This is a genomic window from Cognatiluteimonas sedimenti (assembly GCF_022808325.1).
Taxonomy (GTDB): Bacteria; Pseudomonadota; Gammaproteobacteria; order Xanthomonadales; family Xanthomonadaceae; genus Cognatiluteimonas; species Cognatiluteimonas sedimenti.
This window is the reverse complement of sequence record NZ_JALGCL010000001.1, coordinates 658,609-677,967: the sequence shown is the minus strand read 5'-3', so window position 1 is coordinate 677,967 and position 19,359 is coordinate 658,609. Positions and strand designations below refer to the sequence as shown.

Below are 19,359 nucleotides of genomic sequence, written 5' to 3'. Positions count from 1 at the left end.
CTCAGAGTTGCTGATCTAGGTCGCTCAATGTGAGACGGCATCCGATGATCGTCACATGCTCGCACGTGAGTCACGAAATGGCGCCCTCTCTATGCGCTCCTGCGAGCGACCGTATGTCCAAGCATGTACAAAACACTTACAAAGTTGCGTGGCCCCCAAAGGGCAAGGGCCTAGCCTCGCGGCTAAGCCCTTGCTTTTATTGGTACCGGAGGGGGGACTCGAACCCCCACGAGTGTTAGCTCGGCGGATTTTGAGTCCGCTGCGTCTACCGTTCCGCCACTCCGGCGCGGGGTGCGAAGTATAGCGGGGCTCAGGCGGCCTCGTCGGTCCTGAGGGTCGCATCCTCGCGCACGAACCATTCGTCGTCGGCGCCCGGGCGCTCGGGGACGAACTTGGCGCAGCACGCCATTTCGGCCTTGTAGATGTGCAGCGAGATCGCGATGGCGTCGGCGCTGGCGTTGCGGATCGTATGGTACTCGTGCGGCGGGATCAGGCTGCCGGCGCTGCCGGGGCCGGCGTGGATGCCGCCGGCGGCGCGGAACCGGTAACGCCCGCCCACATGCTCGAGTAGTTCGTACTGGACGATCTCCAGTTCGCCGTCCCACACGCCTTCCACGCACCAGAGGCCGGAATGGTCGTGCAGCGGGGTGCCCTGGCCGGGGCCCCAGGTCATCGCGACCACGCTGTAGCCGTGGACGGGGCTGCGGTAGAGCTCGCGCCGCGCGTAATGGTCGACGATCGGCTCGTGCACGCAGGCCGGCAGGGTGACGTCCTGGTCCTTGATCAAGCGGCACAGCGCGTTGCGCACTGCGGCGGTGACCGCATGCTGGTCCCCGGCGGCGATCGCGGTGTCGATCGCGGACACCAGCTTGTCGTGGCCGGGGAAGGCGATGTCGGGGCAGCAGTCGTCGGTCATGGGGTCGATTCTAGCCCAGCCGGGAAATCGCGGCTGCGGCCGATTCCGCGGTTACAGGGCGTCGAGGAAGCCGCGGACGGCCGGGCCGAAGCGCGCGAAATCGACAAGGAACGCATCGTGCCCCTGCGGCGAGTCCAGCGGCAGGAAGCTGGCGTCGGCGCCGCCGGCGCGCAGGCCGTCGGCGACCTGCTCCTGCTGCTGCAGCGGGAACAGGATGTCGGTGGACACGCCGATCGCCAGCGCCTTGTCGACGCGGATCTTCGCCAGCGCCTGCAGCACGTCGCCGCCGCGGTCGCCGCAGGGCGCGTCGCAGTATTCGGCCAGGTCGAACCAGTCCATCGAGCGGCTGAGGTAGAGGTAGCAGTTGGGATCGAAGCGGCGCACGAAGCGGCGCGCATGGCCTTCCAGGTAGCTCTCGACCTCGAACTCCAGCCCGAACGGGTCCTCGTCGTCGCGGCGATCATGCTCTTGTCGGGATTGGTCCAGGCGCACGCGGCCGAAGCGCCCGTCCCATTCCAGCGCCGAGCGGTAGGTGATCACGCCGAGCTTGCGCGCCATGCGCATGCCCGATTCCGGGTAGTGCGCGTCGTCGTAATCGCCGTTGTTCCACTGCGGGTCGAGCCGGATCGCCTCGCGTTGCAGCGAGCGGATCGCGATCGAGAACGGCAGCGCGTGCGCGGCGCCGGAGATGTTGAGGTGCGCGCGTGCCGACCCGGGATGCCGCAACAGGTAGGCCAGCGCGCTCATGCCGCCCATCGAGTTGCCGATCACGCAGGCCAGGCGCTCGATCCCCAGCGCCCGCACCAGGTGGAAGGCGGCGTCGGCGCCGTCCTCGATCGACAACTCCGGGAAGTCGAGCCGGTACGGCGCGCCGCTGGCCGGATCGATCGAGGCCGGGCCGGTCGAGCCCTTGCAGCTGCCGAGCGAATTGACGCAGACCACGAACCAGCGATCGGTATCGATCGGCTTGCCGGGGCCGAGCATCGCTTCCCACCAGCCCGGTTCCGGGTTGCCGGTGTTGGCCGCGGCATGCGCATCGGGCGACAGGCCTGGCAGGATCAGGATCGCGTTGCCGCGCGCGGGGTCGAGCTGGCCCCAGGTTTCGTAGGCGAGGCGGGCGCCATGCAGGCTGCCGCCACGCTTCATCGCGAACGGGGAAGGCAGGTCGAGCCAGCGGGTGCCGGGCGGGATGAATTCGGTCATCGCGGCAGTTTACCGGGCGTCGATCGCGGCAGAACCCGTGCGCGCGAACGGCAGGTGCGCAACAGGCGCGCGATCAAGGCGCTTGCTGGCCGATGACCAGTTCGACCGGTGCCGTCGCCGGCAGTCGCACGCGCACCGGCTTCGATGCCAGGTCGCCGGGTTGCGGAGTCGCGTCGCCGCTCATCGACAGGCGCGCGATCACTTCCACCTCCTGCACCCCCGACAGCTTCTGCGTCGGCATGGGGCTGTCGGCGTCGTCCAGCGAGGCGGTGAACGGGAGTTCGGCCACGCCGTGCTTTTCCGCGGCGATCGGCATCGGCGGGCCGCCCGGCGCGCGCGCGATCACGAACACGCTGGCCTCGCCGCGCAGGCGCACGCGCGCCGCCAGGGTCGGGTCGAGGCTGACCGCGACCCGCAGCGCGTTGCCGGCAGGCGCCGCTGCCACCGCCGGCAACGGCGGCAGCCCGGCTTCGGCGCGGGCGAGGTCGATCTGCGTGCGCAAGGGACCCGCGGCGGCCGCGTCGACGCGCGCCAACAGCGGCTCCCAGGTTTTCGCCGCTTCGGCCGGCTGTCCGGCCTGGCGCTGGCTGATGCCGAGGAACCAGCGCGCGCGCTGGTGTTCGGGTTGCACATCGAGTGCGTGCCGCAGCATCACCACGGCCTGCGCGTCGAAACGGTGCCGCGGATCGGCCAGGGCCCGCGATTCGGCGGCTTCGACCAGCACGTCGGGCTCGTCCGGGGCCAGCTTCGCGGCGCGGGCATAGGCCTCGCGCGCCTGCTCGGCCTGGCCGTTGGCGGCCCGGGCGCGGCCGAGCAGGCGCCAGCCTTCCACCTGGCGCGGGTCGCGCTGCAGTTGCGCCTGGAGCTGCGCGATCGCGTCCTGCAGCGTGTCCGGCGCCTTGCGCGCGGCGGGATCGAGCGCGGCCGGCGTGCCGACCAGCCGGTACAGTCCGAACGTGGCCAGCATCAGCGCCGCCAGCAGCGACAGCACTGGCAGCGGCGCGGCGCGGCCACGCCACAGCGGCCGCAGCACGAAGACCAGCACGCCCAGCGTCAGCGCGGACGCGAGGGCGGCGAAGGCAGCGCCGGTGCCGGTCATCACCACTCCTGGTCGTCGTTGCCGGGGAGGTCGCCACGGCTCGCGGCGTGCCCGCGGACCACGCGCGCGACCACGAAACCGCCGGCCAGCAGCAACAGCGCCGGCCCGAACCACAGCAGCCAGGTCTTGGCTTCCACCCGCGGCTGGTACAGCACGAACTCGCCGTAACGCGCGACCAGGAACTGCTTGACCTGCGCGTCGCTCATGCCCTGGCGCATCAGCTGCAGCACTTCGCGGCGCAGGTCGTGCGCGATCTGCGCGTTGGAATCGGCCAGCGACTGGTTCTGGCACATCACGCAGCGCAGTTCGCCGACCAGGGCGTGGAAGCGGACCTCCTCGGCGTGGTCGCGGAACTGCAGCGGGGCGGGATCGACCACGGCCTGCGCCATCGTGGCCAGCGGCGCGATGGCGAGCAGCAGCGCGAGCAGCCAGCGCGTCACCGCTGCGCCTCCGCCTGCGCCAGCGCCGGCAGCAACTGCTCGCGGATAATGGCGTCGTCCAGCGGGCCGACGTGCTTCCAGCGGATGATGCCGTCGGCATCGACCAGGTAGGTTTCCGGCGCGCCGTAGATGCCCCAGTCGATGGCGTAGCGGCCTTCGTAGTCCACCAGCACCATCCAGAACGGGTTGCCGAACTGGTCCAGCCAGCGCAGCGCGTCGGCGCGCTCGTCCTTCCAGTTGTAGCCGACCACGCGCACGCGCTTGCTTTCGGCGAAGCGGGTCAGCACCGGATGCTCGATCCGGCACGAGACGCACCAGCTGCCCCAGACATTGAGCACGAAGGGAGCGCCCTTGAAATCGTCGAGCGTGGCCAGGCGGCCGGGCTCGTGCAGCACCGGCAGCGAGAACCGCGGCGCCGGCTTGCCGATCAGCGGCGAGGGCAGGGCGTCGCGATTGGACTGGCGGCTGAGCCAGACGCCGGCGCCGAGCAGCACCGCGAGCGCGGCGAACACCGCCAGCGGCAACCAGCGCCCCAGCTTCGATGCGTTCACGGGTTCGCCCCGCTGCGCCGGAAGCGGCGATCGGTCGCGGTGACGAAGCCGCCCAGCGCCATCAGCGCCGCACCCAGCCAGATCCAGCGCACGAACGGCTTGACGTGCACGCGCACCGCCCAGGCGCCGTTGCCCAGCGGCTCGCCGAGCGCGACGTAGAGGTCCCGCAGCAGGCCCGCGTCGATCGCCGCCTCGGTCATCACCTGGCCACCGCTGGCGTAGTTGCGCTTTTCCGGATGCAGGGTCCTGGTCGGGCGTCCGTCGCGCATGACCTGCACGGTGCCATGGTCGGCCAGATAGTTGGGGCCGGCGCGGCGCTCGACGCCATCGAAACGGAACTCGCGCCCGGCCAGTTCGACCGATTGCCCCGGCGACAGCGCAAGTTCGCGCTGCATGCTCAGGCCTTCGGTCAGCAGCGCGCCGACCAGGAACACCGCGATGCCGGCGTGCGCCAGGGTCATGCCCAGCATCTCGGCGGTGAAACGGCTGCCCTGGTTCGCGAATCGCGTCCACGCGAAACGCACCGTCCCGGCGAGCACCCAGGTCGCGCCGGCAAGCCCGGCCGCCGTCTTCCACGGGCCCTGCGGCGCGAGGAAGAACGCGGCGATGCCGGCGCCCAGCGCCAGCCCAGCCCACGGCAGCAGCATCGCCAGCGGTTTCGACGGCTGCTCGCGCTGCCAGCGCGTCAGCGGGCCGAACGGCAGCAGCAGCACCAGCGGCGCCATCAGCAGCACGAACAGCAGCGCGAAGTAGGGCGGGCCGACCGAGATCTTGCCCAGTTCCAGCGCATCGGCCAGCAGCGGGTACAGCGTGCCCAGCAACACCATCGCGCAGGCCGCCACCAGCAGCAGGTTGTTGACCAGCAGCAGGGTTTCGCGCGACGCCGGCGCGAAGCGGGCGCCATCGTCGCCCTCCGGCGCACGCAGCGCATACAGCACCAGCGAGCCGCCGATGACGATGCCCAGGAACACCAGCACGAACAGCCCGCGGGTCGGATCGGCGGCGAACGCGTGCACGCTGGTCAGCACCCCCGAGCGCACCAGGAAGGTACCCAGCAGCGACAGCGAGAACGCGGCGATGGCCAGCAGCAGGGTCCAGCCGCGGAAGCTGCCGCGCTTCTCGGTCACCGCCTGCGAATGCAGCAGCGCGGTGCCGGCCAGCCACGGCATGAAGCTGGCGTTCTCGACCGGATCCCAGAACCACCAGCCGCCCCAGCCCAGTTCGTAATACGCCCACCACGAGCCCAGCGCGATGCCGCAGGTCAGGAACGCCCACGCGATGTTGGTCCACGGGCGCGTCCAGCGCAGCCAGTCGCGCCATTGCCGGTCATCGCGCCCGGCGTCGCCGTCGAGCAGCGCGGCGATCGCGAACGCGAACGGGATGCAGAAGCCGACGTATCCCAGGTACAGCATCGGCGGATGGATGATCATCCCCGGGTCCTGCAGGAGAGGATTGAGGTCGCGGCCCTCGACCGCGCCCGGCAGCAGGCGCGCGAACGGATTGCTGGTGAAGACCAGGAATGCGAGGAAGCCGACCGCCACCAGGCCCATCACCCCGAGCACGCGCGCGACCACGACATCGGGCAGGCGCCGCGAGAAGCGCGCGACCATCGCCGTCCACAGCGCCAGGATCAGCGCCCACAGCAGCAGCGAACCCTCGTGCGCACCCCAGACCGCGGTGTAACGGTAGTACCAGGGCAGCAGCGAGTTGGAATTCTCGGCGACGTAAAGCACCGAGAAATCCTGGGTGACGAAGGCATGGGTCAGGATCGCGAACGCGCCGGCCACCAGCAGCAGCTGCGCGTACGCCGCCGGCCGCGCGACCGCCATCCACGATGCGGTCCCGCGCTGCGCGCCGACCAGCGGCAGCAGCCCCTGCAGCGCCGCGACCAGCAGCGCGAGCAGCAGCGCAACCTGTCCGAGTTCGGGCAGCATGCCTGCGACCACGCTCAGCGCATGTCCACGGGGGCGTCGGCGGACGCCGGCACGTCGTGCTTGCGGTGCGCCGCGCCCATCTTGTCGGCGACTTCCTTGGGCATGTAGGTCTCGTCGTGCTTGGCCAGCACCTGCTCGGCGACGAAGGTGTCGCCGCGCATGCGCCCGGTGGCGATCACCGCCTGCTTCTCGCGGAACAGGTCGGGCAGGATCCCGGTGTAGACCACCGGCAACCGCGCGTCGCCGTCGTCGACCACGAAGTGCGCTTCCATCGACCCGGGCGCGCGCCGGAACGAATCGGCCGCGACCATGCCGCCAAGGCGGAAGCGCGCATGCGCGCCGGCTTCCCCGCGAAGCACTTCCGAGGGCGTGTACAGGTAGGCGACGTTGCGCTGCAACGCGAGCGCGACCAGCGTGGTGGCGATGGCGGCGGCCACGACCAGCGCCAGCAGCAGCCACAGCCGGCGTTTGCGGGTGGGGTTCATCGCGTCGGCTCCGTTTGCGGGTTGCGGTTGCCGGCGCGCTGGGCGCGCAGGCGGGCGGCGCGCAGTTCACGCCGCAGCTGCAGTCGTGGCGCAACGAAATCCCACGCCAGCACGACCGCGAAGACCGCATATGCGGCAATGACATAGTCCTGGTAACTCATGCCGTCGCCCCATCCAGCCTGCGGACCCAGTCCTTGCCGGCTTCCCGCCGCAGGTTGTCGGCGCGCGCCCGCGCCAGCAGCGAGCCGACGAACCAGATGTGCGTGCCGAGTACCATCCACCACAGCGGCGGCAACATGCTCGCGTCCATCGACGACTGCCCCAGGAGCCGGATCGTCTGGCCCTGGTGCAGCGAGTTCCACCAGGTGACGGAGTAACGGATCACCGGCAGCAGCGCGACCCCGACGATCGCCAGCAGGCCGGCGGCGCGCGCGGCGGCGCGGCGGTCGTCGATCGCGTTGTACAGGCCGATCACGCCGAGGTACAGGAACAGCAGGACCAGCTCGGTGGTCAGGCGCGGGTCCCAGTCCCACCAGGTGCCCCACATCGGCTTGCCCCAGATCGAGCCGGTGGCGAGCGTGACCAGGGTGAAGGCAGCGCCGATCGGCGCGCAGGCCATCGCCAGGATTTCGCACAGCTTGATCCGCCACACCAGCGCGATCGCCGCGTAGAGCGCCATCAGCGCGAAGATCGCCATGCTCATCCACGCGCTGGGGACGTGGATGTAGAGGATCCGGAAGCTGTCGCCCTGCTGGTAGTCGGCCGGCACCACGAACAGGGCGCCGTACAGTCCGCAGGCCATCGCCAGGATCGCCAGCCCGTAGGCCCACGGCGTCCAGCGCGCCGCGAAACGGTCGAAATACGGTGGCGAACCGAGTTGGTGGAACCAGCGGAGCACGGGGTTCATGCGCTTTTCCTGCGTCCCGGCGGTGCGGGGGAAGGGGACGTGGCCATTGTCTCATGCAGCATCACGCGACCGTCCGGACCTGCATCAAGACAGCGCGATGCGGATCGCGGCAGCGGCCGCCAGCGGCGCCAGCACCAGCGCCAGCACCAGCCCGGCCGCCAGCAACAGCAACGCGCCGACCGGGTCCAGGCCTTGCGCCGCCGCGACCACGCTGCCGGCGCCGAACACCAGCACCGGCACGTACAGCGGCAGCGCCAGCAGCGCGACCAGGATGCCGGAGCGGCGCATGCCGACCGTCAGCGCCGCGACCACCGCGCCGAGCAGGCTCAACAGCGGCGTGCCCAGTGCCAGCGATGCCAGCAGCACCGGCAACTGGGGGCGCGGCAGGTGCAGCAGTTCCGCCAGCAACGGCGTGGCCACCAGCAGCGGCAGCGCCGTGGTCGCCCAGTGCATGAAGGTGCGCACCAGCACCAGCCAGGCCAACGGTACCGGCGCCAGCATCCACTGCTCCAGCGAGCCGTCCTCGGCGTCGCCGCGGAACAGTGTGTCCAGCGCCAGCAACCCGGCCAGCAGCACCGCCAGCCACAGCACCGCGGAGGCGACCTTCGCCAGCGCCTGCGCTTCGGCACCCAGCGCCAGCGCGAACAGCACCACCACCAGCAGCGCGAACAGCGCCGGTTGCAGCGCATCGCCGCGGCGCCGCCACAGCAGGCGCAGGTCGCGCAGCATCAGCGCGCGGGTTGCCGGCCACAGGGTCGGGCTGCCTTCCATCGCGTTACTCCGCCCCCGCCGAAGCGGGCTGGGCCCGGCCGAGCACCAGCATGCGCGTGCGCACCGGCGGCGCCGCGTAGGCGCCGTGCGTGGTCAGCAGCGCGGCGCCGCCATCGCGCAGGTGCGCCTGGACCATGCGGTTGACCAGGTTGATGCCTTCCAGGTCGAGGTTGGCATAGGGCTCGTCGAGCAGCCACAGCGGCGCCGGCGCCAGCCACAGCCGCGCCAGCGACAGGCGCTTCTTCTGCCCGGCCGAGAGCTGGCGCAGCAGCGTGTCCTGGTGCCCGCCCAGGCCGACGATGCCGAACGCGTCGTCCGGGCGCTGCCCGCGGCGGCGCCCGTGCAGGCCGCAGAGGAACTGCAGGTTTTCCAGCGCGGTCAGGTCCGCCTTCAGCGCCGGCAGGTGGCCGAGGTAGCTGATCGCGCGCGCGCGCAGCGACGCCCGTGCCGGCTGGCCGTCGATGACGATCGTGCCGGCGTCGGCACGCAGCAGCCCGGCCAGCACCCGCAACAGGGTGGTCTTGCCGGCGCCGTTGTCGCCCTGCACCAGCAGCGCCTCGCCGGCGTCGACGTCGAAATCCAGGGGGCCGAATACCGGCTGCTCGTTGCGCGCGAAGGCCAGGCCGCGCACGGCCAGCAGCGGCGGAGCGGTCGGCGCGATGTCGGGCATCAGCCTGCGACCGCCGGCAGCCAGTCGACGAAGGGCGCCGCGACCGCTGCCGGCCGCGCGTGGTACATCCGCAGCCGCATCGGCTCGCCACGACGGCAAAAAAGGGTGCCGAGTTGCCCGAAGCGGAGGGCGAGGGCGTCGAAGTCGGCCAGCGGCAGGCCGACCGTCACCCAGCTGGGTTCGCGCCAGCTGCGGTTGCGGGCCGAGGAGAAGCCGGGCCGGTAGATGGCGCCGCTGGCGCGCAACGCCGCGTGCAGGGTGGCATCGGCGGCACGGTTGGTCTCCTCCGGGCGTTCCAGCGACTGCGGGTTCCAGGCCGAGAGCAGGCCGAACTCCGCGGCGTCGGGGAAGGTCGCCTCCAGGTCCGGCGCGGTCGCGCCGATCTGCAGCGGATACCACTCGCCGCCCCATTCCCAGCGGTATTCGGCATCCAGGTACGCCTGCATCAACGCGGTGACGCGGGCATCTTCCAAGGGGCTATGTGTCACCAGCGACAACCTGCAACCGTGCTACAAAGTCCGATATTGTAACGATTCAGCCTTGCACCGATGCCCGAGACACCGCCGTTGCACCCGCTGCCCCCGACCCCCGCCAGCAAGCTGCCCCGGGTAGGCACCACCATCTTCACCGTGATGTCGCAGCTGGCGGCCGAGCACCAGGCCGTCAACCTCGGCCAGGGGTTCCCGGACTTTGCCGTGCCGGCCCGCCTTGTCGACGAGCTGGACAAGACCATGCGCGCCGGCCACAACCAGTACCCGCCGATGACCGGGATCCCGGCGCTGCGCCAGGCGATCGCCGACAAGACCGGGCGCTGTTACGGCTGGCGCCCCGACGTGGACGCCGGGATCACGGTCACTTCCGGCGCTTCGGAGGCGATCTTCGACGCGGTCCACGCGGTGGTCCATCCGGGCGAGGAAGTGATCGTCCTGGACCCGTGCTACGACTGCTATGAACCGGCGATCGAACTGGCCGGGGCCCGCGCGATGCATGTGCCGCTGGATCCCTTGACCTTCGCCCCCGACTGGGGCCTGGTCCGCGCCGCCATCACCGCGAAGACGCGGATGCTGCTGATCAACAGCCCGCACAACCCGTCGGGCGCGATGCTGGATGCCGGCGACATGGCAGCGATCGCGGACCTGCTGCGCGGTACCGGCATCTTCCTGCTCTCGGACGAGGTGTACGAGCACATCGTCTTCGACGGCGCGCGCCACGAGTCGGTGTTGCGCTACCCGGAACTGCGCGAGCGCGCGTTCGTGGTCTCCAGCTTCGGCAAGACCTACCACTGCACCGGCTGGAAGCTCGGCTACTGCATCGCGCCGCCGGCGCTCAGCGCCGAATTCCGCAAGGTGCACCAGTACAACACCTTCTGCAGCTTCGCCCCGGCCCAGCATGCGTTCGCGGCGATGATCCAGGCCGAGCCGGAACACTACGAACAGCTGGGCGCGTTCTACGAGGCCAAGCGCGACCGTTTCCGCGAGCAGTTGCTGTCGACCCGGCTCAAGCCGCTGCCGGTGCCGGGCGGGTACTTCCAGCTGGTGGACTATTCGGCGGTCAGCGACCTCGACGACCTCGCGTTCTGCCGCTGGCTGACGACCGAGCACGGCGTCGCCGCGATCCCGCTGTCGCCGTTCTACGAGAATCCGCCCCCCGGCCAGCGCCTGGCGCGGTTGTGCTTCGCCAAGAACGAGGCGACGCTGGACGCGGCGATCCAGCGGCTGCGGAAGCTGTAGCAACCCCACGTGGGAGCGGCTTCAGCCGCGAGCTCCTTGTTCCGGAATCCGGCGTTGCCTCGAAAAGCTCGCGGCTGAAGCCGCTCCCACAAGGAACCCACACCGGTTCGTGATACTGGAGACGTACATGCAGGACCTCCGCATCTCACTGGTCCAGGGCGACACCCGCTGGCACGATCCGGCCGGCAACCGCGACTACTACGGCCGCCTGGTCGCGCCCCTGCGCGGCTACACCGACCTGGTGCTGCTGCCGGAAACCTTCACCAGCGGTTTCAGCAACGAGGCGATCGACCAGGCCGAGACGATGCAGGGCCCGACCGTGGACTGGCTGCGCGAGCAGTCGCACCGGCTGGGCGCGGCGATCACCGGCAGCGTGCAGGTGCGTGACGGCGACTGCGCCTCGCCGGGCAAGGTCTTCAACCGCCTGTTCTTCGCCACCCCGGACGGTGGACTGCGGCACTACGACAAGCGCCACCTGTTCCGTTACGCGAAGGAGCATGAACGCTATGCCGCAGGCCGCGAGCGCCTGACGGTGGAGTGGAAGGGCTGGCGGATCTGCCCGCTGGTCTGCTACGACCTGCGCTTCCCGGTCTATTCGCGCAACCGCTTCGACGTCGAGCGGCCGGGAGGGCTGGATTACGACCTGCTGCTGTACGTCGCCAACTGGCCGTCGGCACGCGCGTATCCGTGGAAGACGCTGCTGCGCGCGCGCGCGATCGAGAACCTGTGCTTCGTCGCCGGCCTCAACCGCGTCGGCACCGACGGCAACGGCCTGCACTACGCGGGCGACAGCGTGGTGGTCGATTTCCTCGGCCATCCGTTGAGCGAATCGACCGACGAGGAAATCGTCACCACCACCACGCTGCGGGCGGACGCGCTGCTCGCGCACCGCGAGCGTTTCCCGGCGATGCTGGACGGGGATGCGTTCACGCTCGCCTGAACCGCTCCAGCCGGATCGCGGATGTACGAAGGGCGCCGATGGCGCCCTTCGTGTTGCAGCCGGAGCGGATTTCGCCCCGGTCACGGGGGCGGATCAGCGATTGCCACCCTGCGGGCCGCGTCCGCCGCCCCCGGGGCGCCCGCCGCGCGGGCCGCCCGGCCTGGGCCCGCCGGGCCTGGCCGCACCGCCGGGGCGCGGACCGCCCCCCGGACGCCCTCCGGGGCGGGGACTGCCACCAGGGCGCGCGCCACGCGGCTTGTCGCCGTAGGGATTGAAGCTGCCGGGGTTGGCGTGGTCGGAGGGGAAGCTCGGCGCATTGCCGGGATGGCCGTAGGGACGCGGGCTGCGCTGCCCCTGTCCGCCACCGGGACCCCGCTGGCCGCTGCGTTCGCCGCCGAAGCCGCCGCCGCCCGGGCCGCGTTCGCCGCGCCCCTGGAAGCCGGGGCCGCCGCCGCGCGGCCCACCCGCGCCGCCCGGACGCGGGCCCCCCGGCCGGCCTGCGCCGGCCGGCTTGTTGCCGTAGGGCTTGCGCGGGCCGCGCGCGCCATCGGGATTGCGATGGCCGCTGGGACCGGTGGTGACGCCGTCGGGCACGTACCAGGTGCGGAACGCCGCCGGATTGCCGGCGTCATGGCCGGCGCCGGGCTGTTGGTCGCCGCGGCGCGGGCCACGCTGGCCGGGCTGGCGCGGCCCCTTGGGCTTGAACGCCTTGTTGACCTGCTTGGCCGCGGCTTCGCCACTGACGGTCAGGCCGCCGGGCTTGCGCGGGCCGCCACGGCCGCGGCCGCGATCCTCGCGCACGTGGTCGAAGCGGCGCAGTTCGCGACCTTCGTCGGCGGTGCTGTGGCCGCCAACGTAACCGTGCGAGCGATGCTGGCCGCCGACGTGCACCGTCGACTTGCCGGCCTTGCGCTGGCCGATCACCGGCTGCAGCGTCAGTGCCGACGGCGCGCCGTCCTCGAGACCCAGCTCCTTGCGCAATGCCTCGACGCGGTCGGCGGGCAGTTCCTGCGACTGGCCGCGCAGCAGCGGCTGCGGCAGCTCGACCTTGCCATAGCGGATGCGCTTGAGCCGCGAGACCTGGCAGCCCTGCGATTCCCACAGCCGCCGCACTTCGCGGTTGCGGCCTTCCTTGAGCAGCACCCGGAACCAGTCGTGCCGGCCCTTGTCGGGCACGTCGGTGCCGCCGATGCGCTCGATTTCGTCGAACTTCGCCGGGCCGTCCTCCAGCGCGACGCCGCGCCGCAGGCGGTCGACCAGCTTGTCGGACACGCCGTCGTCGCCTTCAGGCGCACGCACGCGGCAGACGTATTCTCGTTCGACCTCGAACGAGGGATGCATCATCGCGTTGGCCAGCTCGCCGTCGGTGGTCAGCAGCAGCAGGCCGGTGGTGTTGATGTCCAGGCGCCCGATCGCAATCCAGCGCGCGCCCTTCAGCGCGGGCAGGGCCTCGAAGATGGTCGGGCGGCCCTCCGGATCCTCGCGCGTGGTCACTTCGCCCTCGGGCTTGTTGTACATCAGCACCCGCGCCGGCTCGGTCAGGGCACTGGCGACGAAGGTGCGGCCGTCGAGTTCGATCTTGTCGCCGCCGGTCACGGACACGCCGACCTGCGCGACCTCGCCGTTGACCTTGACCAGGCCGTCGGCGATGCGTTGTTCCAGCGCGCGGCGCGAGCCCAGCCCGGCCTGCGCCAGCACCTTGTGCAGCCGCTCCTCCAGGCGCGGCGCGTCTGCGCTGGTGTCGCCGCGTTTCAGCGAAAGCTTGCGGCCCTTGTCTTCAGTCATTTTTTTCATGCTCCGGCTGGCCGTCGGACGCAGCCTCCAATTCGGGAACGGTCGTCGTCTCGACGGCGTTGTCTGGTGCGATGTCGTTCTCGTCCGCCGCGCGCTCGCCCGGCGCGGCTTCGGGTTCGTCCGGGTCGCTGGACGGGGATTCGTCGGCGCCGTCGCCGGGGCGAATGTCGCCGTCGGCGGCGTCCAGCGCCATGTCGCCGACCGCCATCCCGGCCACGGCCGGGTCGTTGCGGTCGAACTGCAGTTGCGGTTCCAGCTCGCCGATGTCCTTGAGTTCGGAAAGCGGCGGCAGCTCGTCCAGGCGCTTGAGGCCGAAGTAGTCGAGGAAGGTGCGGGTGGTGGCCAGCAGTTCCGGCTTGCCGGGGACGTCGCGGTGGCCGACCACGCGGATCCACTCGCGCTCCTCCAGCGCCTTGATGATGTTGCTGTTGACCGCTACGCCGCGGACCTGCTCGATCTCGCCACGGGTGATCGGCTGGCGATAGGCGATCAGCGCCAGGGTTTCCAGGGTGGCGCGGGTGTAGCGGGTCTGTCGCTCCGACCACAGCCGCGCAACCCAGGGGTGCACGTCTTCCTGGACCTGGAAGCGGAAACCGGAAGCCAGCTCGACCAGCTCCACGCCGCGCCCCTCGCTGCCCGCCTGCAGGGTTGCCAGCGCCTGTTCGACGCTGCCGTCGGGCGCCGGCTCGTCCAGCGAGAACAGGCCGTGCAGCTGCGCCAGCGTCAGCGGCTGGTTGGCGGCCAGCAGGGCGGCTTCCACAATGCGGGTGATGAGTTGTTGGTCCATGCGTGTCTGTTCAGTGGCGGCGGGCGGGGCCCGGCGCGGTCAGTCGGATTCGTTGGCGGCGTCGGCGGTGTCGTCGAACTCGCTGGACAACGCCAGCGTTCCCGGGTCGCCTTCGCCGATCGCCAGCGACTTGACGTAGATGATGCCGATGCGCGCGGGCGCCAGCGGGGCTTCCTGCACGATGTCGAGCAGTTGTTCCTTGGCCAGTTCCAGCAGGCCGAGGAAGGTCACCACCACGCCGAGCTTGCCTTCGCGCGCATCGAACAGCGATTCGAAGCGGTGGAACGCGCCATCGGCCAGCCGTGCCAGCAGTTCGCCCATGCGCTGGCGCACGCTGAGCGCGTCGCGCTTGATCGCGTGCTGGGTGTACAGCTCGGCGCGCTTGAGCACGTCGTGCAACGCCAGCAGCATCTCGCGCAGGTCCACCGGGGGCGGCAACCGCACCGCGGCCCGGTCGGGTACGAAGGCGGACGCCGGCGCGGTATCGCGGTCCTGGCGGGGCAGGGCGTCCAGGTCCTCGGCGGCCTGCTTGAAGCGCTCGTACTCCTGCAGCCGGCGCACCAGGTCGGCGCGCGGGTCGCCTTCCTCGTCCTCGGCCAGTTCCGAGCGCGGCAGCAGCATCCGCGACTTGATCTCCGCCAGGATCGCGGCCATCACCAGGTACTCGGCGGCCAACTCGAACCGCATCTCGTGCATCGCCTGGATGTAATCGACGTACTGGCGGGTGATCTCGGCCACCGGGATGTCGAGAATGTCCAGGTTCTGGCGCCGGATCAGGTACAGCAGCAGGTCCAGCGGGCCCTCGAAGGCATCGAGGATGATCTCCAGCGCATCCGGCGGGATGTACAGGTCCTGCGGGATCTGCAGCAGCGGCTGCCCGAGCACCACCGCCAGCGGCATTTCGTGCTGCTGCGGGTGGGGATTCCCGGAATGGTCGGCGGCCGCGACGGGGGCGGAACCGCTGGGGGTTTCAGTCATCGAGGATCATCGATTGGCGGCCTTCATCGGGCCACGCGGGGCAGCGGTCTCGCGGTGGCACGCGCGAGGGAGCGCGGCCGGAACACACTCGCATGGCGTCGGTCACTGGACAACGGCGGCATGACGGTCTGGCAGGTTGGAGCGGATCCCCGAACGCCACATGCGATGCGCGCCTCGCGACGGCGGGGCGGACGGGCGGAAGAGTGTCGTCGGGCGCGGGCCCAGGGAGCAGCGGGTCGGTCGTGGCGGCGGCTTGGGGCCTGTCGCCAGGACGTCTGCGGCATCCGCCGCTGCGCCCGGCCTCGAGCAATGGCGGACAGGTTACGGGCTGGGCGGTGGCCTGTCCAGCGGCGCGGCTGAACCGCGCGGCGACTTACAATCGCCGCAATGGCAACCGGGGTGGCAGCGGCATGTGGTACGCGATCGAGGGACATGACGGCAATGACGTGCTCGCGCAGAGGCTGGCCGCGCGCGGCGAGCACCTCTCGCGCCTGCGCGACCTGCGCGACCAGGGAAGGCTGCTGCTGGCCGGGCCGTGCCCGGCGATCGACGCCGAGGACCCGGGCCCCGCGGGATTCAGCGGCAGCATCGTGATTGCCGAATTCGACTCCCTCGACGCGGCGCGCGGCTGGGCCCAGGCCGATCCGTACATCGCCGCGGGCGTCTACACCCACGTCGACGTGCGTCCGTTCAAGCCGGTGCTGCCGTGAGCGTGCCGGCGGCCAACCCCGGCCGCGTCGCCCGGATGCGTGAACTCCTGTCGCAGGCCTTTGCCCCGACCGCGCTGGAAATCATCGACGACAGCCATCGCCATGTGGGCCATGCCGGCGCGCGCGACGGGCGGGGGCATTTCACCGTCCGCATCAGCAGCCAGGCCTTTGCCGGGATGTCGCCATTGGCCCGGCACCGGGCGGTGTATGCCGCCCTGGGCGCGATGATGGACAGCGACATCCACGCGCTTTCGATCCAGGCAAGCGCGTCCGGCGGGCCCTGAGCCGCGCAGGCGTTTTGCTGCAACGCAGCATGAAGTGCCCTGCCAGTGCACGAAACCGCCCCAAACGCACAAGGATTCCGCCAGCGGCCAGATTCTGACGGCGCGCCGATTGCGACGCGGGCCGCGAGCCGTTACGTTCGGCACTCGACAGTGCCATCCCGGGAGGGGAGATGGACACCCCGGGAGTCACCATCAAGGATGTAGCGCGCCTGGCAAACGTCTCGGTGGCGACCGTTTCGCGTGCGCTGAACGGTCGCGAGAACGTCGCCGACGCGGTCCGCGACCGCGTCCTGGCGATCGCCAATTCGCTCGATTACAGCCCCCACCACGCGGCGCGGGTGCTGAGCAGCCGCCGCACCCATACCGTCGGCGTGGTACTTCCCGACCTGCCGTGCGAGTACTACGCGCGACTGATGTGCGGTATCGACACCGCCGCGCGCGAGCGCGGGCTGCAGTTGCTGGTCTCGGGGCACCATCGTTGCCCGGAACTGCAGGGCATGGCGCTGCGCGGCATGCGCGGCCGGGTCGACGGGATCGTGGTGATGTCGCCGCATGCCGGCCTGGACCTGCAGGCCGCGAACCTGCCGCCATCGCTGCCGGTGCTGCTGCTCGACAGCCAGGGCGAGTCCGGCGGGGGTGTCCGCAGCCTGCGCGTGGACAACCATGGCGGCTCGCGCGCGATGGTGCACCACCTGGCGGAACGGGGGCGCCGCCGGATCGCCTTCATCGCCGGTCGCACGCCCAACTTCGACGCCGCCGAGCGCCTGCGCGGCTATTGCGACGGGCTGGCGGAATCGCTGCCCGGCGCCGAGCCCTGGATCCTCGCGGGCGATTTCGACGTGGCGTCAGGGCATCGCGCCGGATGTGAGCTACTGGCGGCACCGGAACTGCCCGACGCGGTGTTCGCCGCCAACGACATGATGGCGCTGGGTTGCCTGTTCGCCTTCAACGCCGCCCGCGTCCGTGTCCCCGAAGACATCGCGCTGGCGGGCTTCGACGACAGCCCGCTGGCCCAGCACATGCACCCGGCGCTGACGACGTTGCGCATCGACATCGGCGGCTTCGGGGCGCATGCGTTGCGGCTGCTGCTGGACGAGGCCGTCGGCGAGGACGCGCCGGGTGCGCATAGCCTGCAACCGGAGCTGATGGTGCGCGAGTCCACCGCGGCCGCGGCCGGCGGCTGATCCGCGTCGCTCAGGGGCACCAGTACACTTGCAGGACCGCGCCGGGCGTGGTGAAGGCGAGGCGCACCGGCATTTCCTGCGGGTCGCGGCCATCGAGCGCGCGTTCGAAGACCGCACGCTTGCTCTGGCCGCGCAGCAGCAGCAGCCGCGTGTGCGCCGGCGCCAGGCCCGCGGGCGTCAGGCTGATCCTGCGCGGCCACGGCACGGCGCCCGGGCAGCCGCTGGCATCGACGGCGACGTAGGGGTTGCGGCTGGCCAGCGCGTGTTCGAGGTCGCGCATGCGCGGGAACAACGATGCGACATGGCCGTCGTTGCCCATGCCCAGCAGGACGACGCCCGGCGGGTGGCGCGCGTGCAGGTTGGCGTCGGCGACGGCGGCCTCGATGCTGCGGCCGGGACGGGTCAGGGTTTCGAAGCGGGCCTCCGCGGCATGCTCCTGCAGCAGGCACTCGCGCACCAGGTGCGCGTTGCTGTCGGGATCGTCCGGACGCAGCCAGCGCTCGTCGACCAGCGCGACATCGACCCGGTTCCACTCCAGCGGCGCCTTCGACAGTGCCCGGAACACGGGCGCGGGGGTCTTGCCGCCGGAGACCAGCAGGCGCGCGCGCGGATGCTGCAGCAGGTCGCGGCGCAGCGCGGCCGTCACCGCGACCGCGATTGCCCAGGCCCACTGGTCGCCATGGCCATAGGCGTGGAACTCCAGCGGCGCTGGCCGCGACCGGGTCGCGCCCTTGCCCTGCGGATCCATCAGCCCGCCCTCCGCGGGTGGTCGCCGGCTGCCAGCGCCGCCGTGCCGAGCAGGCCCGGCTGCGGATGCAGTACCGCCAGCGTCGGCACGCGTGCCATGGCCGATGCGTAGCGGCCCTTCGCCTCGAAGCGCTCGCGGAATCCCGGGCGCCGCAGCGCCGGCAGCAGCAACGGCACCAGGCCGCCGCTGAGGTAGGCGCCATCCCAGGCGCCGAGCGTCAGTACGAGGTCCCCGGCAATCGCGCCGAAGACCTCGCAGAACACCTCGATCGCGCGCAGGCATCGAGGGTCGCCAGCAGTTGCGCCCGCGGTGATGTCCTCCGGCTGCAATGCCCCGGGGTCGTGGCCGGCGATCTCGCCCAGCGCGCGATGGATGTTGGCCAGGCCGGCGCCGCTGACCAGGCGCTCGTTGGAGACGCGTCCGTAACGCGCCGCCAGGCGTTCCAGGATCGCGATTTCCTCCGTGGTGCCTGGGGCGAAGCCGGCATGGCCGCCCTCCGTGGCGAGCGCGAAGCCATGGCCATCGCGGACCAGCAGCGCGCCGATGCCCAGGCCGGTACCCGGGCCGAGCACGGCCCAGGTCCGCGCACCATCGCCAGCGGGGGGGCCGGCGGGCGTGCCGATTGCCGCCACGTCGTCCTGCCGCAGCAGCCGCACCGCCATCGCCTGCGCGACGAAGTCGTTGACCAGGGCCACGTCGTCCAGCCCGAGCGCCTGGCGCAGGCGGTCGCGCGAAACCACCCAGGGGTGGTTGGTCATGCGCGCCATGCCGCCGTCCACGCGCCCGGCGACCGCGAAGATGCCGCTCGACGCACGCCCCCCGGTGGCATCGAGGTAGTGCCGGGCAGCCTCGGCCAGCGAACCGAAGGCATCGACCGCGTACCCATGGATGCTGTCCGCCAGCAGTGGCATCGGCGCGTCAGGGTCGGCCAGCGCGAAGCGCGCGTTGGTGCCGCCGATGTCGGCGAGCAGGACGCGGTTGTCGCTCATCCGCGGCACCGGTGCGATCGGTGCGCCGTGTCCGGATCGGTGCTGCGGGCCGGCGTCTTCGGGGCGTGCACGTGGATCCTTGAACCGAGGTCAGTCAGGCGGGAATCGTCCAGGTTGCATCCAGTGCGTGGCGATCGGGTTGCCCTGCCGGCGCGCCTTTCCCTGGGCGCGCTGCCGCAACGGGCAGGAAGGGGCACGATAGCAAAGCACGCAGGCTGCACGGCCCGCGGCTGCACGGC

22 protein-coding genes and 1 tRNA gene are annotated in these 19,359 nt (G+C 71.1%); 5 read left to right on the top strand and 18 right to left on the bottom strand.

Features of this window, described 5'->3' with window-relative positions:
- Nucleotides 1–200: 200 nt before the first annotated feature.
- The 13 genes from MQC88_RS03185 to MQC88_RS03125 form a co-directional block, all read right to left on the bottom strand.
- A tRNA-Leu gene (locus tag MQC88_RS03185) sits at nt 201–286 on the bottom strand.
- A 24-nt stretch (nt 287–310) separates the two neighbouring features.
- The gene (locus MQC88_RS03180) at nt 311–916 is read right to left on the bottom strand and encodes a cysteine dioxygenase family protein (RefSeq protein WP_243319178.1); all 606 of its coding nucleotides are present in this window, start codon (nt 914–916) and stop codon (nt 311–313) included.
- A 51-nt stretch (nt 917–967) separates the two neighbouring features.
- Nucleotides 968–2,119 carry a homoserine O-acetyltransferase MetX gene (gene metX / locus MQC88_RS03175; protein ID WP_243319176.1) on the bottom strand — a complete coding sequence of 384 codons (1,152 nt, stop codon included), beginning with the start codon at nt 2,117–2,119 and terminating at the stop codon, nt 968–970.
- A gap of 73 nt (nt 2,120–2,192) precedes the next feature.
- On the bottom strand, nt 2,193–3,218 hold the full coding sequence (locus tag MQC88_RS03170) for a tetratricopeptide repeat protein (RefSeq protein WP_243319175.1): 1,026 nt from the start codon (nt 3,216–3,218) through the stop codon (nt 2,193–2,195).
- Nucleotides 3,218–3,658 carry a cytochrome c-type biogenesis protein gene (locus MQC88_RS03165; RefSeq protein ID WP_243319173.1) on the bottom strand — a complete coding sequence of 147 codons (441 nt, stop codon included), beginning with the start codon at nt 3,656–3,658 and terminating at the stop codon, nt 3,218–3,220. Before MQC88_RS03165 ends, MQC88_RS03170 begins: the two co-directional genes overlap by 1 nt.
- Complete coding sequence (locus tag MQC88_RS03160; protein WP_425491536.1) at nt 3,655–4,209, bottom strand: DsbE family thiol:disulfide interchange protein; 555 nt, start codon at nt 4,207–4,209, stop codon at nt 3,655–3,657. The genes MQC88_RS03165 and MQC88_RS03160 overlap by 4 nt, the downstream gene beginning before the upstream one ends.
- On the bottom strand, nt 4,206–6,143 hold the full coding sequence (locus MQC88_RS03155; protein ID WP_243319171.1) for a heme lyase CcmF/NrfE family subunit: 1,938 nt from the start codon (nt 6,141–6,143) through the stop codon (nt 4,206–4,208). The genes MQC88_RS03160 and MQC88_RS03155 overlap by 4 nt, the downstream gene beginning before the upstream one ends.
- A 14-nt stretch (nt 6,144–6,157) precedes the next feature.
- Nucleotides 6,158–6,628, bottom strand: a complete 471-nt coding sequence (gene ccmE / locus MQC88_RS03150; RefSeq protein WP_243319170.1) for a cytochrome c maturation protein CcmE — start codon at nt 6,626–6,628, stop codon at nt 6,158–6,160.
- Nucleotides 6,625–6,789, bottom strand: a complete 165-nt coding sequence (locus tag MQC88_RS03145) for a heme exporter protein CcmD (protein WP_243319168.1) — start codon at nt 6,787–6,789, stop codon at nt 6,625–6,627. Before MQC88_RS03145 ends, ccmE begins: the two co-directional genes overlap by 4 nt.
- Nucleotides 6,786–7,535, bottom strand: coding sequence for a heme ABC transporter permease CcmC (ccmC, locus tag MQC88_RS03140; RefSeq protein ID WP_243319166.1), 750 nt, complete (start codon nt 7,533–7,535; stop codon nt 6,786–6,788). The genes MQC88_RS03145 and ccmC overlap by 4 nt, the downstream gene beginning before the upstream one ends.
- A gap of 84 nt (nt 7,536–7,619) precedes the next feature.
- Nucleotides 7,620–8,306, bottom strand: a complete 687-nt coding sequence (ccmB, locus tag MQC88_RS03135) for a heme exporter protein CcmB (RefSeq protein WP_243319165.1) — start codon at nt 8,304–8,306, stop codon at nt 7,620–7,622.
- Between the two features lie 4 nt (nt 8,307–8,310).
- On the bottom strand, nt 8,311–8,976 hold the full coding sequence (gene ccmA, locus MQC88_RS03130) for a heme ABC exporter ATP-binding protein CcmA (protein WP_243319163.1): 666 nt from the start codon (nt 8,974–8,976) through the stop codon (nt 8,311–8,313).
- Nucleotides 8,976–9,449 (bottom strand): DUF3293 domain-containing protein, encoded by a 474-nt coding sequence (locus MQC88_RS03125; protein WP_243319160.1) that lies wholly within the window; start codon nt 9,447–9,449, stop codon nt 8,976–8,978. The genes ccmA and MQC88_RS03125 overlap by 1 nt, the downstream gene beginning before the upstream one ends.
- 75 nt (nt 9,450–9,524) lie before the next feature.
- Here MQC88_RS03125 and MQC88_RS03120 point away from each other — a divergent pair, with 75 nt between their 5' ends.
- A complete protein-coding gene (locus MQC88_RS03120; protein ID WP_425491535.1) occupies nt 9,525–10,706 on the top strand; it encodes a pyridoxal phosphate-dependent aminotransferase in 1,182 nt (393 codons plus the stop codon).
- Between the two features lie 127 nt (nt 10,707–10,833).
- A complete protein-coding gene (locus tag MQC88_RS03115) occupies nt 10,834–11,646 on the top strand; it encodes an amidohydrolase (protein WP_243319157.1) in 813 nt (270 codons plus the stop codon).
- Nucleotides 11,647–11,739: 93 nt separating this feature from the next.
- On the opposite strand, the gene MQC88_RS03110 is transcribed toward MQC88_RS03115, so the two are convergent.
- The 3 genes from MQC88_RS03110 to MQC88_RS03100 are packed head-to-tail and all read right to left on the bottom strand — an operon-like array spanning nt 11,740 to nt 15,205.
- Entirely contained in the window at nt 11,740–13,431 is a 1,692-nt protein-coding gene (locus MQC88_RS03110; protein WP_243319156.1) for a pseudouridine synthase, read from the bottom strand.
- Nucleotides 13,424–14,227 carry an SMC-Scp complex subunit ScpB gene (gene scpB / locus MQC88_RS03105; protein WP_243319154.1) on the bottom strand — a complete coding sequence of 268 codons (804 nt, stop codon included), beginning with the start codon at nt 14,225–14,227 and terminating at the stop codon, nt 13,424–13,426. Before scpB ends, MQC88_RS03110 begins: the two co-directional genes overlap by 8 nt.
- A 39-nt stretch (nt 14,228–14,266) precedes the next feature.
- Entirely contained in the window at nt 14,267–15,205 is a 939-nt protein-coding gene (locus MQC88_RS03100; protein WP_243319152.1) for a segregation and condensation protein A, read from the bottom strand.
- 410 nt (nt 15,206–15,615) lie between these two features.
- On the opposite strand from MQC88_RS03100, the gene MQC88_RS03095 reads away from it, so the two are divergent.
- The 3 genes from MQC88_RS03095 (at nt 15,616) to MQC88_RS03085 (ending at nt 17,383) form a co-directional block, all read left to right on the top strand.
- Nucleotides 15,616–15,915 carry a YciI family protein gene (locus MQC88_RS03095; RefSeq protein WP_243319150.1) on the top strand — a complete coding sequence of 100 codons (300 nt, stop codon included), beginning with the start codon at nt 15,616–15,618 and terminating at the stop codon, nt 15,913–15,915.
- A gap of 35 nt (nt 15,916–15,950) precedes the next feature.
- Nucleotides 15,951–16,199: a BolA family protein gene (locus tag MQC88_RS03090; RefSeq protein ID WP_243320240.1), complete on the top strand. Its 249-nt coding sequence runs from the start codon at nt 15,951–15,953 to the stop codon at nt 16,197–16,199.
- 170 nt (nt 16,200–16,369) lie between these two features.
- Nucleotides 16,370–17,383, top strand: coding sequence for a LacI family DNA-binding transcriptional regulator (locus MQC88_RS03085; protein ID WP_243319149.1), 1,014 nt, complete (start codon nt 16,370–16,372; stop codon nt 17,381–17,383).
- A 10-nt stretch (nt 17,384–17,393) separates the two neighbouring features.
- Here MQC88_RS03085 and pgl read toward each other — a convergent pair whose 3' ends face one another.
- Nucleotides 17,394–18,131 carry a 6-phosphogluconolactonase gene (gene pgl, locus MQC88_RS03080; RefSeq protein WP_243319146.1) on the bottom strand — a complete coding sequence of 246 codons (738 nt, stop codon included), beginning with the start codon at nt 18,129–18,131 and terminating at the stop codon, nt 17,394–17,396.
- Complete coding sequence (gene glk, locus MQC88_RS03075; protein ID WP_243319144.1) at nt 18,131–19,120, bottom strand: glucokinase; 990 nt, start codon at nt 19,118–19,120, stop codon at nt 18,131–18,133. Before glk ends, pgl begins: the two co-directional genes overlap by 1 nt.
- Between the last annotated feature and the right edge of the window lie 239 nt (nt 19,121–19,359).

What these genes read in the sequence shown, in the direction of transcription:
- MQC88_RS03180 (WP_243319178.1), bottom strand. Translation starts at nt 916, where the DNA reads ATGACCGACGACTGCTGCCCCGACATCGCCTTCCCCGGCCACGACAAG.
- metX (WP_243319176.1), bottom strand. Translation starts at nt 2,119, where the DNA reads ATGACCGAATTCATCCCGCCCGGCACCCGCTGGCTCGACCTGCCTTCC.
- MQC88_RS03170 (WP_243319175.1), bottom strand. Translation starts at nt 3,218, where the DNA reads ATGACCGGCACCGGCGCTGCCTTCGCCGCCCTCGCGTCCGCGCTGACG.
- MQC88_RS03155 (WP_243319171.1), bottom strand. Translation starts at nt 6,143, where the DNA reads ATGCTGCCCGAACTCGGACAGGTTGCGCTGCTGCTCGCGCTGCTGGTC.
- ccmE (WP_243319170.1), bottom strand. Translation starts at nt 6,628, where the DNA reads ATGAACCCCACCCGCAAACGCCGGCTGTGGCTGCTGCTGGCGCTGGTC.
- MQC88_RS03145 (WP_243319168.1), bottom strand. Translation starts at nt 6,789, where the DNA reads ATGAGTTACCAGGACTATGTCATTGCCGCATATGCGGTCTTCGCGGTC.
- ccmC (WP_243319166.1), bottom strand. Translation starts at nt 7,535, where the DNA reads ATGAACCCCGTGCTCCGCTGGTTCCACCAACTCGGTTCGCCACCGTAT.
- ccmB (WP_243319165.1), bottom strand. Translation starts at nt 8,306, where the DNA reads ATGGAAGGCAGCCCGACCCTGTGGCCGGCAACCCGCGCGCTGATGCTG.
- ccmA (WP_243319163.1), bottom strand. Translation starts at nt 8,976, where the DNA reads ATGCCCGACATCGCGCCGACCGCTCCGCCGCTGCTGGCCGTGCGCGGC.
- MQC88_RS03120 (WP_425491535.1), top strand. Translation starts at nt 9,525, where the DNA reads ATGCCCGAGACACCGCCGTTGCACCCGCTGCCCCCGACCCCCGCCAGC.
- MQC88_RS03115 (WP_243319157.1), top strand. Translation starts at nt 10,834, where the DNA reads ATGCAGGACCTCCGCATCTCACTGGTCCAGGGCGACACCCGCTGGCAC.
- MQC88_RS03110 (WP_243319156.1), bottom strand. Translation starts at nt 13,431, where the DNA reads ATGACTGAAGACAAGGGCCGCAAGCTTTCGCTGAAACGCGGCGACACC.
- scpB (WP_243319154.1), bottom strand. Translation starts at nt 14,227, where the DNA reads ATGGACCAACAACTCATCACCCGCATTGTGGAAGCCGCCCTGCTGGCC.
- MQC88_RS03100 (WP_243319152.1), bottom strand. Translation starts at nt 15,205, where the DNA reads ATGACTGAAACCCCCAGCGGTTCCGCCCCCGTCGCGGCCGCCGACCAT.
- MQC88_RS03095 (WP_243319150.1), top strand. Translation starts at nt 15,616, where the DNA reads ATGTGGTACGCGATCGAGGGACATGACGGCAATGACGTGCTCGCGCAG.
- MQC88_RS03090 (WP_243320240.1), top strand. Translation starts at nt 15,951, where the DNA reads ATGCGTGAACTCCTGTCGCAGGCCTTTGCCCCGACCGCGCTGGAAATC.
- MQC88_RS03085 (WP_243319149.1), top strand. Translation starts at nt 16,370, where the DNA reads ATGGACACCCCGGGAGTCACCATCAAGGATGTAGCGCGCCTGGCAAAC.
- pgl (WP_243319146.1), bottom strand. Translation starts at nt 18,131, where the DNA reads ATGGATCCGCAGGGCAAGGGCGCGACCCGGTCGCGGCCAGCGCCGCTG.
- glk (WP_243319144.1), bottom strand. Translation starts at nt 19,120, where the DNA reads ATGAGCGACAACCGCGTCCTGCTCGCCGACATCGGCGGCACCAACGCG.